The following is a 15,013-nucleotide window of genomic DNA, read 5'->3' as shown; positions in this document are numbered from 1 at the left end:
GCGTTTTTTATTTCTAACTTTACCTCCTAATTTTCTACTATGGCTTTATCTAACAACGACATCTTTAAAAAACTACGTGTAGCGCTAAAACTGCGTGATGACGATATTGTAAAAATATGTGCGTTGGTTGATTTTGCAGTGACCAAGAGTGAATTGGGCGCTATTTTCAGAAATGAAAACCATCCTAAGTATGTAGAATGCGGAGATCAATTTCTTCGGAATTTCCTCAACGGACTCGTTATTCATATGCGCGGCCCTATGCCCGAAAAGAAGACCGGTAAACCGGCACTTAAAAAAGACGGGAATAAAAAGAAAAATACTAAGCAGAAAGATTCTCCAAAAAAACCAGATTAATCTTCCACTTTAAAAATGGTGTACACCGGAAAGTGATCACTAAAGCCACCCAAATACTTATCACCGGCATATGTACGTAATGGATTGCCGCGGTATTTGCCTTCCTGCTCTTTTAAATACTCCGGATTATAGATCGCAGATTTCTCATACTCCAGCGGATTGTCATAGGCTTTCATCCAGTTGGGCGACAAGATGATCTGATCAAACAAATACCAATCGCCACGATGGGTTAAGGAGCCTGCATAACGCGTTAATAAAAAGACCATAGGGTTGTAAAAATCGGTGGAAACCAGATGATCGCGCACTGCTATACTTTGCGGGTCGTCGTTAAAATCTCCCATTATAATAATACGCGCTTCAGGATCGCGTGACTGAATATCTCGAATAATTTCACGGTTACGCTCCGCAGCCGCAACGCGTTTGGGTTCAGAGATCGTTACACCTTCTCTACGCGAAGGCCAGTGATTGACTAAAACAAAAACAGAGACGCCGGCGAGTTTTCCTTCTACATAAAGAATATCGCGCGTAAAATCGCGTACCCCTTGAGCCGTTTGAAGATGTAATGAGTAGCTCCTACTTTCAATTACTTCAAAGCGGTTTTTATCATAAACTAACGCCGTGTCAATACCGCGCTCATCCGGTGAATTGTGGTGTATAAAATCATAATTCAGTACGTGTAAAGCTTCGGTTTGTAGAAGATCGTTAAGCACTTTTTTATTTTCTACTTCGGCTACACCTATAAATGCAGGCGCTTGTCCTGTTTCGGCTTTGCCCACTTCAGCAATCGTTTTTGCGAGTCCGTTTAACTTTTGCGTATAGCGCTCTTGATTCCATTTGAGGTCGCCTTGGGGCGTAAAATCATCATCTAGAATGTTAGGATCATTTAGGGTATCAAAAAGATTTTCAAGATTGTAAAAGGCAAGGGTAAGTTTGGTTTGGGGCATTTTGAAACATATTTTGTAAACAGCAATTTAAGAAAGCCTTAGCTTCTAAATCCGTATCTTTGCAGCTTACTTTTATTTATGATTGAAGAGACTAAAATAGAATATGAAAAAACCGTATTAATCGGTTTAATTACTCAGTTTCAGGACGAGGAGAAAGCGACGGAATATCTTGACGAACTCGAGTTTCTTGCGTACACGGCAGGTGGCGAAGTTCTCAAACGCTTTACCCAAAAGATGGATACGCCCAATCCCAAAACATTTATTGGTACCGGGAAGATGGAAGAAGTACGAGCGTATGTAGACCAGTATGAAATAGGAACTGCAATTTTTGATGATGAATTGAGCCCTGCCCAGCAGAAGAATATTGAAAAGATCTTAAAGTGTAAGGTCATTGACCGAACCAACCTGATCCTTGATATTTTTGCGCAACGCGCTCAAACGAGTTATGCGCGTACTCAAGTAGAGCTGGCGCAATATGAATATTTGCTGCCACGCCTTGCCGGGATGTGGACGCACCTTGAGCGTCAACGAGGAGGTATCGGGATGCGCGGACCGGGTGAAACCGAAATTGAAACCGACCGTCGTATTGTGCGTGACCGTATTTCGTTGCTCAAAAAGAAACTCGAAAAGATAGATAAGCAACAAGCCATACAGCGAGGAAACCGCGGCGCTTTGGTGCGTGTCGCTTTGGTAGGATACACCAACGTTGGGAAATCTACGTTGATGAACACGATAAGCAAAAGTGAGGTTTTCGCAGAAAACAAACTTTTTGCTACCCTTGATACTACCGTGAGAAAAGTAGTTATTCGCAACCTTCCGTTTTTATTGAGTGATACCGTAGGATTTATTAGAAAACTGCCTACGCAGCTGGTAGAATCGTTTAAAAGTACCTTAGACGAGGTGCGCGAAGCTGATCTTTTACTGCACGTTGTTGATATCTCGCACCCACAATTTGAAGATCATATCGCTTCGGTGAACCAAATTATGGATGAAATAGGTGGTTCAGATAAGCCGATGCTGATGGTCTTTAATAAAATAGATCAATACACGCATAAAACCATCGATGAAGATGATCTGGTTACCGAACGTACCGAAGAGCATTTTACTTTAGAAGAATGGGAACGTACATGGATGTCCCGTGTAGACGGCGATGCGATTTTTATCTCAGCATTGAATAAAGATAATATGGAAGCTTTTCGCAAAAAGGTTTATGATCGCGTTCGTGAAATTCACATTACGCGTTTCCCTTATAATAACTTCTTATATCCCGAGTACGACGCTTACGGCGAAGAAGAATAGCGTATTTTAGATTTTAAATAAAAAAACCCGATGCCAAAGACATCGGGTTTTTTTATACAGATGAATGTATTTTAGAATGCATAGGTCAATCCTAATAGATAATAAGATTGAAGCTGGCTGTCTAAATTGTCAAACGTAGGCTCAGTACCTGTGCTTCCGTTATCAACATATTCTCCTAATGCGTAATCTAGGTTTTCTTGTTTGTTTCCTCTTAAACCAAACTCAAAACCTACACCAACTTTACCAAATAGCTTATAGTTGAACGAGTTGATCCAAGTGAAGTTTGAATAATTACTGCTCTTGTAGCTTTGAAAAGCAGAAAGATTAGATTTAAATGCAATCTTACCGATCTGACGCGTATAATCTGCCACGATCTTCGCCCCTAAAGAGGATTCAAAAATGGTGTCTTCATCGCTAAACACAAAGTTGTAGTTGATAGGATGTACAACTACCGTAAGATTTGTAATCGGCGTCCAAGTCATACCGACACCCAAGTCTAGATAACCCGGATCATTAAAATTGTCAAGTATTGTGGTTCTATATTCACCAAGACCTGATACTGCTAGTTTTTCACTTAGCTTGTAACCGTATAACGAACTGATATTAAATACATCTGTCGCGTTGCGGAAGCTATCATCATCGTCCGGATCATCGCGATCATCAAACTTTACCCAACCCAGATTGAGATTCATTGCATTTCTCCAGAAATACTTTTCATCTTTTTTATTGGCGAAAGCATTTACAGTAGCACCAATGGTTGCCGAAGATACATTAGGATTTCCCTGAGAGTACCAACTATTGAACCAGCTGAAATTAGCCCCAATAGTACCGAAAGCACCAAATTTCCAACCGGGAAGATTGTCTATTTGCGATTGCAGTGCGTTGACTTCTTTTTGAAGTTTTGCGATTTCGGCTTTTTTAGGAGCGATCTCTTCTTTAAGCTCTTGTTCTGTTTTCTCCTGAGCAACTACTCCGCTTACAGAGCAGGCTAAAAAGAATAGGAATAATAATTTTCTCATAGTGCTGATTTTTCAGATTTGAAGCAAATATACTTCACCCAAAAAACATAGGTGGTCACTACATTTGAGAAAAAAGACTAAAACCGAAAATTAGTTATTTTGCTTTATACAGCGGTACTGAAGAGCATGCCTCTCCAAACATCAGGCTTTTTGCTACTTTTTGTAGTTTTTGCGTAAGCAATATATAAGCATTTTGAGGCACCGGTTTATTAGAACAACCTTTAACGATTACCAGTTGATTCTCGTAAGGAGCTACATCTAATTCAGCAATGATCTCGGTATATAACAAACTTTCAAGATCTTCTAGCGTACCTACAATCACTTTTTTTGCAACCGGCTGAAGATAAGTAGTCACTAACATATACGCCCAAGCCGGCACGATTGCATCTGTGTTGCAATGTAGCGCGACAAATGCATGTTCATAAGCAGACCAGTCATAATCCTTAAGACTTGCTCTAAATTCTTTTTCTTTCAGAATAAATCCTTCTAACAGCCATTGCGAGATATCTAGTGTCGCTCTGCGTCCTGAAGGATAAAGATCTTCAAGATCAAAGGTTTTAAGCTTACTGTTTGCGACTCTGTTTATGATTTCTTCCATAGCTATTAGGTTTTAAAGCAAGCCTAATTCTAGCTTTGCTTCATCACTCATCAAATCTTGACTCCAAGGTGGATCAAAGGTGATCTCAACCTCACAATCTTTAACCATATCAATGGTCTTTACTTTTTCTTCAACTTCAACCGGTAAAGTTTCTGCCACCGGACAGTTAGGCGTCGTTAAAGTCATCAAGATCTTAGTCTCGTAATCTTCATTAACAAAAACATCATAGATCAATCCTAACTCATAAATATCTACAGGAATCTCTGGGTCATAGATCGTTTTAAGCACACGTACTACTTTCTCTCCCAATTCTTGAGTGTCTATTTCATTTGTATCGCTCATGGTATTATTCTTTAAATCGTTTGTCTAAGGCTTTTTCGGTGCCTAAAAGTAAATATATAACGGAACCTATAATCAACAATAGGATTAAAAACATTTGAACCTTCGGGTTAAAATCTAAATTGACAAAAGCTCCCAGAACGGCCAATATGAGTAACGCAACCCCAGCCTTAATCATTTTTACAGAAGAGAACTTTTGCGCAAAATCCCACCGGTCTTGAGATTTCATGGATTTTGAAGTTCGATACCCGTAAAAATGGTTGATCTTTTTAGGTGGAAAACGGTACATTAAAATTCCAACGACAACAAACACGAGTCCGCAAATCCCGCCGGTTAATGTTAAAGCGTTTTCCCAATGCATCAGGATTCTGCTTTTGCCTGATAGGCCACTGCGTATAATTTTATCTGCTTGATCATACTCACCAAACCGTTAGCACGCGTTGGCGACAAGTGTTCTTTTAACCCGATCTTATCAATGAAAGAAGTATCAGCATCTAAAATCGCTTGCGGCGGCTGGCCAGAAAAAGAACGAATTAAAATAGCGATGATCCCTTTTGTGATGATCGCATCACTATCTGCCGTAAATTCTATTTTATCATCCTTTAAATCTGCGTGGACCCAAACCTTACTTTGACATCCTTTAATGATATATTCTTCGGTTTTGTATTTTTCATCTATCAGCGGCAGTGATTTTCCCAACTCGATCATATATTCATAACGCTGCATCCAGTCGTCAAACATTTCAAACTCTTCAATAATCTCTTGTTGTATATCTTGAATACTACTCATAGGTGTTTAAACTTATTTTGCAATCAATATAGGTTGCTCTTCAGCATCTAAAAGACTTAATTTATTGCTTTTAAGACTAAAGGTTTTCGCATTTAATAAAGCCTGAAAAAAATTATATTCAATAGAAGTTCCTTCAGGGCACATCATCTTAGTCGACACTGCCGGTGAAAACTTAATATTATTTCCGCTAACCACATATGTGGCGCTATAGGAGTTACAAACGGCTTTACCACTCACTTGACCTTTTTCTTCATCAAAGATCAATTGAATCTCTTTCCCTGCAACCGTATCTTTTTTGATAGAGGCTACAATATATTCTCCTTTAGGTCCTTTAATCTTCTTATCGGTTGATTTACAAGCATTAAAACTTACAAATACTAGAAGCAACATCACTGCAAATGTTTTCATATCTTAACGTTTTAAGAGTGAAATTACTAGTAATCGCTTAAACATGCACCAGACTAAAGGTTAAATTTAGCCCAACATACTTTTTGCCTTGCGCACAGCATTCACAAAAATATCTATTTCCTCTTTAGTGTTGTAGAAAGAAAACGAAGCTCTTACCGTTCCGGGAATTTTGTAGAAGTCCATAATAGGTTGTGCACAATGATGACCGGTACGCACCGCAACACCCAACTTGTCTAAGATAGTGCCGATATCATACGGGTGAATATCACCAATATTAAATGAGATTACAGCCGTTTTATGTTTAGATTCACCATAGATGCGCAATCCTTCGATCTCTTGAAGTTTTTGTGTTGCGTAAGTGAGCAACTCGTGCTCATAAGCAGCAATATGCTCAAAACCTATGGCATTCATATAATCAATGGCCGCACCAAAAGCTATTCCACCACAAATATTGGGAGTCCCCGCTTCAAATTTATGAGGTAATCCTGCATAAGTAGTTTTCTCAAAGGTAACTTGGTCAATCATTTCCCCTCCTCCTTGATACGGGGGAAGTTTTTCAAGCCATTTTTCCTTTCCATAAAGCATTCCTATTCCGGTAGGACCGCACATTTTATGCCCGGAAACGACGTAGAAATCTACATCCAAAGCTTGAACATTTGCTTTAATATGTGGTGAAGCTTGCGCCCCATCAACTAATACAGCACCACCAACTTGGTGGGTTTTGGTAATGATTTCTTCAATAGGATTTACAGTTCCTAAAGCATTGCTCACGTGATTGACAAAAACCAATTTAGTCTTCTCCGAAAGTATTGCATCAAATCCTTCCATGTCAAGTTCGCCACTTGTAGTCATTGGGATGACTTTAAGCGTCGCACCGGTTTTTTCGCAAAGCATTTGCCACGGCACAATATTCGAGTGATGCTCTAATGCCGAAACAATAATCTCGTCTCCCGCTTTTAAAATCTCAGCAAACCCTGAAGCTACGATATTGATCCCGTGTGTAGTTCCCGAAGTAAAAAGCGTTTGATACGCGTTAGGTATATTAAAATGTTTTTGCAATTTTATACGCGCCTGCTCATAAGCATCGGTAGCTTCTTGCGATAAGGCGTGCACCCCTCGGTGTATATTTGCGTTATAGTTAGAATAATAATCAACGATCACATCGATCACTTGCTGTGGCGTCTGAGAAGTCGCAGCATTATCAAAATAAACCAATGGCTGCCCGTTAACCTTTCGGTTTAGAATAGGAAAATCTTTGCGTATTCTTAAGACATCTAAGGTTGATGTAGTACTAGCAGTAGCCATATGTACAATTTTTGACGAGTTACTTACAAGACAAAAAAGTCTTGTCTAGAGATCAAAACCAATATTAACGCCTAGTTTTTCGGCAATAAGATTAGTGATGCGTGCTTTTAACTGTGGAATTTTCACACTTTCTAAAACATTGTTAGCAAAGGCATACATCAATAATGCTCTACCTTCTTTCTTACCAATTCCACGGGTACGCATATAGAATAAAGCATCTTCATCAAGCTGACCAATGGTACAACCGTGTGAACAACGAACATCATCGGCAAAAATCTCCAACTGAGGTTTTGAGTTGATCGAAGCTTTATCGCTAACCAAAATGTTATTATTAGATTGGTATGCATTGATCTTTTGCGCAATAGCATCTACAACCACCTTACCGTTGAAAACCCCGGTAGATTTATCATCAAAAATACCTTTGTAATCTTGATGACTTTCGCAGTTAGGCTGCTTGTGGTGTACTAAAGTATTGTGATCTACGTGTTGCTTATCTTCAATGATGGTAACCCCTTTTAGAATAGAGTTGATGTGCTCACCATTTTGGTAATAATTCAAATTATTACGGGTAAGCTTTCCACCAAAAGAAAAGGTATGCACCGAAACCTCACTAGACTCCTGCTGATCAATATGCGAATTATCAATTAATGACGCATTTTCTTTGTCATTTTGGATCTTATAATAGTCTACACGAGCGTGTTTACCCGCATAAATTTCAGTAACAGAATTGGTAAATACAGCATTTGAACTCAAACTCTGGTGACGCTCAATCACTTGTACTTCGGCATTCTCTTCAGCAACAATCAAGTTACGCGGCTGAAGCATAAGATTTGCCTCATTACCGGTTGATAAATGCACGATCTGTATAGGTTTGTTTACCGCCATACTCTTAGGTACATAGATGTAAGCACCCTCTTTAGCAAAAGCAGTATTTAAAGCAGTAAGACTTTCGTTCTTGGCAATTTTATTAAAATACACATCAATAACCTGCTTGAACTTAGGCTTAGTAAGCGCTGAACTCAAGAGACAAACATCAACACCATCGTGTGTAGTTTCAGAAAGATACGAACTGTAAACACCATCAATAAATACGATCTTAAAGGTGTCAATATCATTTAGAAAATATTGTTTTACATCTTTAAATTCAATCGCATCATCACCGGTTGCTGCCAAGCTATAATCAGGCTTTGTAACTGAATTTAATGAGGTATACTTCCAGTTTTCATCTTTTTTACTCGGAAAACCTTCAGTCTCAAAAACTTTTATAGCCTGATCTTTAATATCAAGAATACTGTTATCAAAAGATGTATTCTCTTGAAAAGTCAAGTATGATGATAATAATTTATCTTTTAAACTCATAATTCAATTTAATATTCAAAGTTGAAAAAGTCAAAAGTCACTTTTACTCTAACAACTTTATACATTTTAATGTTCAAGCGTATTTAAACTTGAACGCACTAAGCAGTAAGCTCAGCTTTTACCCAATCGTATCCTTTTTCTTCTAACTCAAGCGCTAACTCTTTTCCGCCGGATTTTACGATCTTTCCATCTACTAAAACGTGTACGAAATCAGGAACAATGTACTCTAAAAGACGCTGATAGTGCGTGATCACCACCACTGCGTTATCTTTACTGCGTAATTTATTCACACCATTAGAAACGATACGTAATGCATCAATATCTAATCCTGAATCAGTCTCGTCAAGAATAGCCAATTTTGGCTCTAACATCGCCATCTGAAAGATCTCGTTACGTTTTTTCTCTCCACCCGAAAAACCTTCGTTTAATGAGCGTGATAAAAACTTACGATCAATCTCTAAAAGTTCAGATTTCTCACGAATCATTTTTAGCATATCGCTCGCCGGCATATCTTCAAGACCTTTAGCTTTACGCGTTTCGTTGATCGCTGTTTTGATAAAATTGGTAACCGATACTCCCGGGATCTCTACAGGATACTGAAAAGATAAGAACACACCTTTGTGCGCACGCTCTTCAGCATCTAACTCGAGCATAGACTCACCCTCAAAAATAATATCTCCACCGTTTACCTCATATTCCTCTTTACCGGCAATAACAGACGACAAGGTACTTTTACCTGACCCGTTAGGCCCCATAATAGCGTGCACTTCACCTGCGTTAACTTTAAGATCAATTCCTTTTAGAATGTCTTTATCTTCTATACCTGCATTCAGATTTTTTATCTCTAACATATTCTATATTCTTTGGGCTTCAATGCCTTTTTCTGATGTTCTTATTTTGTTTTATCCTACGGAACCTTCGAGTGAAATTTCCAATAATTTTTGAGCTTCTACCGCAAACTCCATCGGAAGTTTGTTTAGCACTTCTTTACTAAAACCATTAACGATCAACGCAATTGCTTTTTCAGTGTCAATTCCACGTTGGTTACAGTAAAAGATTTGGTCTTCACCAATTTTACTGGTAGTTGCCTCGTGCTCTACTTTAGCCGATTTATTTTTAGCTTCGATGTACGGGAAGGTATGTGCACCACATTTATTCCCCATCAATAGTGAATCACACTGCGAGAAGTTACGCGCATTTTCTGCTCTGCTATTGATTTGAACCAAACCGCGATAACTGTTTTGAGATTGCCCCGCCGAAATACCTTTAGAAATGATCGTACTCTTAGTATTCTTACCTAAGTGAATCATCTTAGTACCCGTATCTGCCTGCTGAAAATTGTTAGTAACCGCGATCGAGTAAAATTCACCAATCGAGTTATCTCCTTTCAACACACAACTTGGATATTTCCAAGTTACAGCACTACCGGTTTCAACTTGTGTCCAAGAGATCTTCGCATTTTTTTCACAAAGTCCACGCTTGGTCACAAAATTGTAAACACCACCTTTTCCTTCATCATTACCAGGATACCAGTTTTGTACAGTAGAATATTTAATTTCAGCATCATCTAGCGCGATCAGTTCAACAACTGCAGCGTGCAATTGATTCTCGTCACGTGATGGCGCCGTACAGCCTTCTAAGTAACTCACATAACTGCCTTCATCTGCAACTACAAGCGTGCGTTCAAATTGACCAGTTCCTGCTTGGTTAATTCTGAAATACGTTGAAAGTTCCATTGGGCAACGGACGCCTTTAGGGATATAACAGAATGAACCATCACTAAAAACAGCACTATTTAAAGCAGCATAGAAGTTATCCTTTTTAGGAACTACTGTACCAATGTATTTCTTTACCAGCTCAGGGTGTTCCTTAATCGCTTCAGAAATAGAACAGAAAATAATTCCCTTTTCCGCTAGTGTTTTCTTGAAAGTAGTAGTTACCGAAACAGAATCCATCACAACATCAACTGCCACACCGGCAAGTTTCTTTTGCTCATCGATAGAAATACCTAAACGTTTAAACGTATCTAACAATTCTGGATCCACCTCATCTAGACTATCATATTTAGGCTTTTTTGAAGGCGCAGAATAGTAAGAGATGTTCTGAAAATCAGGTTTCTCATAATGCACATTTGCCCATTCTGGCTCCTCAAGGGTTTGCCAATACCTGAAAGCTTCAATACGCCATTCAGTCATCCATTCAGGCTCTTCTTTTTTCTTAGAAATCGCTCTCACAATATCCTCGTTAAGCCCAACCGGAAAAGTTTCAGATTCAATATCTGTATAAAAGCCGTATTTATATTCTTTGGTGGCTAATTCTTTCTCTAAGTCGTCTTCTGTGTACGCCATATACTTTATCTAATCTGTTATAAAAACAGGTTTAATCTAATTACAATGAAAAACTTTCTCCACAACCGCAGGTACGTTGTGCGTTAGGGTTATTAAAAACAAAACCCTTACCATTTAACCCACCGCTATATTCAAGCGTGGTACCAATCAAGTAGAGAAAACTGCGCTTATCTACTATTAACTTTATGTTGTTATCTTCAAAGAGTTTGTCTTCTTCAGCTTTACTCTTATCGAATTTCAAATCATATGATAAGCCACTGCATCCACCACTCTTCACGCCAACCCTAACATAGTCTGTGCTAGGATCATAACCATCCTCAGTCATAAGAACAGCTATCTTCTTTTTTGCGCTTTCACTTACTTTAATCATAATTCATTTTACTTGTTGCAAATATACCATTTAAGTAGGGTTTTACCATACATCCTTACATTAAACTATTTTATGCTTTTATAGACTAAATATATATAATTCGCCATGGCAGCACATCACGGTAAACTTCTATTCAAAATCCAGATTGGATTAAAATATTACAAAAACGCACTTCGATTATTTAAAGCAGTCTCATGCTTGCTTTTGACATATTCCCATTAAATTTGCGCTTTTAAAGAAACTGTTATGTTTGAAAATAAAGATGAATCACGCACTTCACTAAGCGATCTGGGAGAATTTGGTTTAATAAATCACCTTACCCAAACGTTTAAAATCAAACAATCAAGCACCGTAACCGGCATTGGGGATGATGCCGCGGTAATTAACCCAAAGGAGAACCAACTTGTAGTCACTACTGATCTGCTGGTTGAAGGTGTGCATTTTGATTTGAGTTTTATGCCGCTGAAACATTTAGGCTACAAGGCTGTTATGGTAAATTTATCTGACGTCTATGCTATGAATGCCGAAGCTACTCAGATCACCGTTTCAATTGCAGTATCTAATCGGTTTCCATTGGAAGCGCTTGAAGAACTTTACGCAGGAATTGAACTCGCTTGCTCTATCTACAACGTAGATCTAATAGGTGGCGACACCACATCAAGCACGACGGGACTTTTAATCAGTGTAACCGCATTAGGTCAAGCAGAACCAAAACAGCTCGTAAAAAGAAGCGGCGCAAAAGACGGAGATCTGCTCGTTGTTTCAGGTGATTTAGGTGCCTCGTATATGGGACTCCAGGTTTTAGAGCGAGAAAAACAAGTATATAAAGTTAATCCTAATGCGCAGCCTGATTTAGAACCCTACGCTTATTTGGTAGAACGTCAATTAAAACCGGAAGCGCGTAAAGACATTGTAGAACTACTGAAGAAAATTAAGGTGCAGCCTACTTCAATGATCGACATCAGTGACGGACTCTCTTCTGAGATTATTCATCTGTGTAAAAGCTCTAAGACCGGAATCAGGCTTTATGAAGAGAAAATTCCACTTGATCCGCAACTCATTCAGACTTGCGAGGAGTTTGAACTTGATAGTACCACGGTAGCCTTGAGCGGTGGTGAAGATTACGAACTCTTATTCACCATCAATCAGGAGGATTATGATAAGATTAAAGGAAACCCACACCTTACAGTGATCGGCCACGTGACGCCGGAGCACGACGGAATGAATTTAATTACGAGAGCAAACACCTCAATACCTATTGTAGCCAGGGGATGGAATGCACTTAAAAATGAAGAATAATTTATTTTAAGCAGACTGCCTACGCGCGTGCTTGAATAGATAAAACTTCTCCATAACCTCATTGATGCGGCGCAACTTTGGGGTTAATGGGGCAAGATAACCGTGCTCATCTTCTGTAAATTGCTGTTTACAACAAGAGCATTCATATTCCTTTTTATTGGTTTGATACTGGCGCAATAAATTATAATTGTGACCAAAAAGTTTACATCGTAATCGCTTTAATGGATTTCTCGTAGGGCTTTGTAAATTCATTTTAAGGGAATTTTATGAAGTTAGCTTGACGAATTTAACAAAATAAACGTCAAAAAGCATTTTTTATACGTTTAAAAGACCTATTTTCTGCATTACGTCATTTATTTGAAAAATTCTTAAAATGGAAGCGGTATATCTTTAATCTGTTAAAATTTTGACCTCATATTCAGAACTTTATAAGAAACAATACACGTTTACAACCTTAAAATTGCTTCAATATTGCCAATACCCCCTCAAAATTTTCAATGGCAAGCATATGACCGCCCTCTAAAACGTCTATTTGCACATCGTATTCCGTAAACTCACATTTCAAATCTTCAGCACGAATCAAAGTATCATGAGCGCCTAAAATCATCATTTTTTTAAAACTCCCGTTTTTCCAGAATTCTGTGGAATCGTCTCTTATGGCCATCGCCTTTTGAGAATTGATATACCCCTCAAGTGGAGTCTGTAGCGCTTCTTGCTTTGTAATTTGTATCACTTCGGTTAACCGACTTCTTAAATGCTGTGAAAATAGGTTAGCCACTGACATAGATACTAAAGCGTGATAGTTTTTTTGAGCTACAGTAATTCCATGTTCACGCAATGCAACGCGCTCGGCGGTATCTGCTTTAGGTGTCGAATTGAGCAAACAAATTCCGCTTATATCTTCCGGAAACCGTTCCGCGTAGGCCAAGGCTACATAACCACCCATAGAATGTCCCACAAATTTTAGATCTTTCAATTGAAGATGATCAACTAGCTTTTTTATTTCCGCAGCCATTAGTACTAAGTTTTGCGCTCCCTTTAAAACATCACTTTTACCATGTCCCGGCAAATCAATTAAAACCAACCGATGCTTCTTAGATAATTCAGGCACAAACGGCATCCACATCTTTCGGTTTTCTAAAAATCCGTGAAGTAAGAGCATCGCAGGTCCATTCCCAAATTCCTCATAAAATAGGGTGTTTTCAATTATATTTGGCATCGTTTTATTTTATCTTTCGGTTTGAAAGTTACAAGCAATATGCGTTTTAACAAAGAAGTACTCGTTACAGGTTTTGCAATATTCTCATTATTTTTTGGAGCAGGAAATTTAATCCTTCCGCCCTATTTAGGCTATTTAAGCGGCACCCACTGGCTTCTGGTTACTCTAGGTTTTTTCATTTCCGCAGTATTTATACCTATACTAGGTGTTATAGCCCACGCACGCTTACAAGGAACGATGCTAGATTTTGCGACTAAAATTCACCCGGTATTCAGCACCGTATTTTGCATTCTAGTGTATCTGGTTTCGGTTACACTGCCCGGCCCTCGAACAGCTTCTGTGACCTATGAAATGGCCATTGAGCCCTATTTTGAGATCAATTCGCTTACTTCTAGCGCAATATATTTTGGATTGGTCCTACTAAGCGCTTTAAATCGGTCAAAACTGCTAGACCTTCTGGGTAAATATCTTACGCCTCTGCTTTTGCTAATCTTAGTCACCATTATCGCAATCCTTTGTCTTGCCGAAATACCGATTGCGAATGATAAACATATTACTAACGTAGTAAGCACCGGGATTCTCGAAGGTTATCAAACCTATGATGCGATTGGCGCCATTGTTATTGGTGCACTAGCCATAATCTCTCTAAAAATAAAGTTCAAAGGAAGTTCGGTGACCGAAAAAAGAAAAGTCCTTTTTAAAGCTGCATTCATAGCCGGAATAGGTTTGCTTCTTATTTATACCGGGCTGATCTATGCCGGTTCTCTGTTTTCAAATTTAACTGAAGAACCGTCGCGCACAGATTTACTTACTCTTTTAAGTTATGAATCTTTGGGAAGCTCCGGAAATATTGTACTCTCCATTTTAGTAGCTCTTGCCTGTTTTACAACTGCTGTAGGGGTAGTTACCGGAACTGCAGATTTCTTTCAAGGTTTAAATCGAAGCAATAAAACCATCTACCCGCTAACAGTAACATTAGCCTGCATTGCCGGTATCATTATCGGGCAGACCGGAGTCTCCTATATCATTACAATTGGAGTTCCAATACTTGCTTTTATTTATCCTCTAGTAATTACTTTAATATTACTGAATGCCTTGCCTGAACGATATGCCTCAACTTTGGTGTTTAGAGTTACAGTATTGGGATGTATTCTTTTTAGTATCCCCGAATTTTTACAAAGCATAAATATCGAAACCCTTACTCCCCTACAACAACTTTTACCATTATCTGATTATGGAGTGGCATGGTTTATTCCTACCATAGTTTTTTATGCACTAGGTAGCGTGGCACAACTGGCGATGAAACCCAGCTAAGTTATATACCCAAACGTTACAAATACCGATTTTAATGCATTTATTGTAA

At 38.7% G+C, this 15,013-nt stretch carries 18 protein-coding genes; 4 read left to right on the top strand and 14 right to left on the bottom strand.

The window, feature by feature from the left end:
• Positions 1-39: 39 nt before the first annotated feature.
• The gene (locus tag BUA96_RS10590) at positions 40-354 is read left to right on the top strand and encodes a DUF1456 family protein (protein ID WP_072982952.1); all 315 of its coding nucleotides are present in this window, start codon (positions 40-42) and stop codon (positions 352-354) included.
• Here the strand turns inward: BUA96_RS10590 and BUA96_RS10585 are convergent.
• On the bottom strand, positions 351-1,298 hold the full coding sequence (locus tag BUA96_RS10585) for an endonuclease/exonuclease/phosphatase family protein (protein WP_072982950.1): 948 nt from the start codon (positions 1,296-1,298) through the stop codon (positions 351-353). The two genes, BUA96_RS10590 and BUA96_RS10585, sit on opposite strands and share 4 nt — an antisense overlap.
• Before the next feature lie 78 nt (positions 1,299-1,376).
• Between BUA96_RS10585 and hflX the strand changes: the two genes are divergently transcribed.
• Entirely contained in the window at positions 1,377-2,597 is a 1,221-nt protein-coding gene (gene hflX / locus BUA96_RS10580; protein ID WP_072982948.1) for a GTPase HflX, read from the top strand.
• Positions 2,598-2,668: 71 nt separating this feature from the next.
• On the opposite strand, the gene BUA96_RS10575 is transcribed toward hflX, so the two are convergent.
• From BUA96_RS10575 to BUA96_RS10525, 11 genes are all read right to left on the bottom strand, one after another.
• Positions 2,669-3,616, bottom strand: a complete 948-nt coding sequence (locus tag BUA96_RS10575) for a DUF3078 domain-containing protein (RefSeq protein ID WP_072982946.1) — start codon at positions 3,614-3,616, stop codon at positions 2,669-2,671.
• Between the two features lie 94 nt (positions 3,617-3,710).
• Positions 3,711-4,214 (bottom strand): DUF2480 family protein, encoded by a 504-nt coding sequence (locus BUA96_RS10570; protein ID WP_072982945.1) that lies wholly within the window; start codon positions 4,212-4,214, stop codon positions 3,711-3,713.
• A gap of 12 nt (positions 4,215-4,226) precedes the next feature.
• Positions 4,227-4,556, bottom strand: a complete 330-nt coding sequence (locus BUA96_RS10565) for a DUF59 domain-containing protein (RefSeq protein ID WP_072982943.1) — start codon at positions 4,554-4,556, stop codon at positions 4,227-4,229.
• Between the two features lie 4 nt (positions 4,557-4,560).
• Complete coding sequence (locus BUA96_RS10560) at positions 4,561-4,914, bottom strand: SdpI family protein (protein WP_072982942.1); 354 nt, start codon at positions 4,912-4,914, stop codon at positions 4,561-4,563.
• Positions 4,914-5,342, bottom strand: a complete 429-nt coding sequence (locus BUA96_RS10555; RefSeq protein WP_072982940.1) for a SufE family protein — start codon at positions 5,340-5,342, stop codon at positions 4,914-4,916. Before BUA96_RS10555 ends, BUA96_RS10560 begins: the two co-directional genes overlap by 1 nt.
• Before the next feature lie 12 nt (positions 5,343-5,354).
• Positions 5,355-5,750 carry an META domain-containing protein gene (locus BUA96_RS10550; protein ID WP_072982938.1) on the bottom strand — a complete coding sequence of 132 codons (396 nt, stop codon included), beginning with the start codon at positions 5,748-5,750 and terminating at the stop codon, positions 5,355-5,357.
• A 66-nt stretch (positions 5,751-5,816) separates the two neighbouring features.
• Positions 5,817-7,055 (bottom strand): aminotransferase class V-fold PLP-dependent enzyme, encoded by a 1,239-nt coding sequence (locus tag BUA96_RS10545; RefSeq protein ID WP_072982937.1) that lies wholly within the window; start codon positions 7,053-7,055, stop codon positions 5,817-5,819.
• A gap of 45 nt (positions 7,056-7,100) precedes the next feature.
• A complete protein-coding gene (gene sufD, locus BUA96_RS10540) occupies positions 7,101-8,414 on the bottom strand; it encodes a Fe-S cluster assembly protein SufD (protein WP_072982935.1) in 1,314 nt (437 codons plus the stop codon).
• Between the two features lie 98 nt (positions 8,415-8,512).
• Positions 8,513-9,265: a Fe-S cluster assembly ATPase SufC gene (sufC, locus tag BUA96_RS10535; protein ID WP_072982934.1), complete on the bottom strand. Its 753-nt coding sequence runs from the start codon at positions 9,263-9,265 to the stop codon at positions 8,513-8,515.
• A 51-nt stretch (positions 9,266-9,316) separates the two neighbouring features.
• Positions 9,317-10,762, bottom strand: coding sequence for a Fe-S cluster assembly protein SufB (gene sufB, locus BUA96_RS10530; protein ID WP_072982932.1), 1,446 nt, complete (start codon positions 10,760-10,762; stop codon positions 9,317-9,319).
• 40 nt (positions 10,763-10,802) lie between these two features.
• The gene (locus BUA96_RS10525; RefSeq protein ID WP_072982930.1) at positions 10,803-11,132 is read right to left on the bottom strand and encodes a HesB/IscA family protein; all 330 of its coding nucleotides are present in this window, start codon (positions 11,130-11,132) and stop codon (positions 10,803-10,805) included.
• A gap of 246 nt (positions 11,133-11,378) precedes the next feature.
• Here BUA96_RS10525 and thiL point away from each other — a divergent pair, with 246 nt between their 5' ends.
• A complete protein-coding gene (gene thiL / locus BUA96_RS10520; RefSeq protein WP_072982928.1) occupies positions 11,379-12,431 on the top strand; it encodes a thiamine-phosphate kinase in 1,053 nt (350 codons plus the stop codon).
• 6 nt (positions 12,432-12,437) lie between these two features.
• On the opposite strand, the gene BUA96_RS10515 is transcribed toward thiL, so the two are convergent.
• On the bottom strand, positions 12,438-12,683 hold the full coding sequence (locus BUA96_RS10515; RefSeq protein WP_072982926.1) for a hypothetical protein: 246 nt from the start codon (positions 12,681-12,683) through the stop codon (positions 12,438-12,440).
• Between the two features lie 202 nt (positions 12,684-12,885).
• Entirely contained in the window at positions 12,886-13,650 is a 765-nt protein-coding gene (locus tag BUA96_RS10510) for an alpha/beta fold hydrolase (RefSeq protein ID WP_072982925.1), read from the bottom strand.
• A gap of 39 nt (positions 13,651-13,689) precedes the next feature.
• Between BUA96_RS10510 and brnQ the strand changes: the two genes are divergently transcribed.
• A complete protein-coding gene (gene brnQ, locus BUA96_RS10505; RefSeq protein ID WP_072982923.1) occupies positions 13,690-14,964 on the top strand; it encodes a branched-chain amino acid transport system II carrier protein in 1,275 nt (424 codons plus the stop codon).
• Positions 14,965-15,013: the final 49 nt, after the last annotated feature.

Origin of the sequence: Leeuwenhoekiella palythoae, assembly GCF_900130045.1 — a bacterium.
GTDB lineage: Bacteria > Bacteroidota > Bacteroidia > Flavobacteriales > Flavobacteriaceae > Leeuwenhoekiella > Leeuwenhoekiella palythoae.
The sequence above is the reverse complement of the archived record's forward strand: the minus strand, read 5'-3'. Positions and strand labels throughout refer to the sequence as shown.